General features: G+C 60.5%; 1 protein-coding gene. It reads left to right on the top strand.

The window, feature by feature from the left end:
* Positions 1–684: TRAP transporter large permease (locus PROAA_RS11535; protein ID WP_186411484.1), on the top strand; the 684-nt coding region annotated here is incomplete at both ends.

The following is a 684-nucleotide window of genomic DNA, read 5'->3' as shown; positions in this document are numbered from 1 at the left end:
CACCTGGTATGAGGCCAAGAAGGGCAACTATCCGCGCGAGCAGCCGCGTTCATGGGCGGAGCGCTGGGACGCCTTCCGCAAGGCGATCTGGGGCCTGCTGCTGATCGTGGTGGTGATGGGCGGCATCTACAGCGGCCTGTTCACTCCGACCGAGGCGGCGGCCATGAGCGCGGTGTACGCCTTCTTTATCGCCGTATTCGTCTATAAGGACATCGGCATGAAGGACGTGCCGAAGGTCCTGCTCAACTCGGCGAACATGAGCGCGATGCTGCTCTACATCATCACCAATGCGGTGTTGTTCTCCTTCATCCTGACCAACGAGCAGATACCGCAGGGCATCGCCGAATGGCTGACGCATTCCGGGGTCGGCATGGTCGGCTTCCTGATTGCGGTGAACATCCTGCTGCTGGTGATGGGCAGCTTCATGGAGCCCTCGTCGATCATCCTGATCACGGCGCCGATCCTGTTCCCGATTGCCATGAAACTGGGCATCGATCCCGTCCACTTCGGGGTGATGATCACGGTGAACATGGAGATCGGCATGATCACGCCGCCGGTCGGCCTGAATCTGTACGTGGCCAGCGGAATCGCCAAGATGGGCCTGACCGACTGCTCCAAGGCCGTCTGGCCCTGGCTGCTGACGATGCTGGTGTACCTCATGATAATCACCTACGTCCCGGCGAT

It is taken from the genome of Candidatus Propionivibrio aalborgensis, assembly GCF_900089945.1.
Classification (GTDB): domain Bacteria; phylum Pseudomonadota; class Gammaproteobacteria; order Burkholderiales; family Rhodocyclaceae; genus Propionivibrio; species Propionivibrio aalborgensis.
This window is presented reverse-complemented; position numbering and strand designations above follow the sequence as displayed.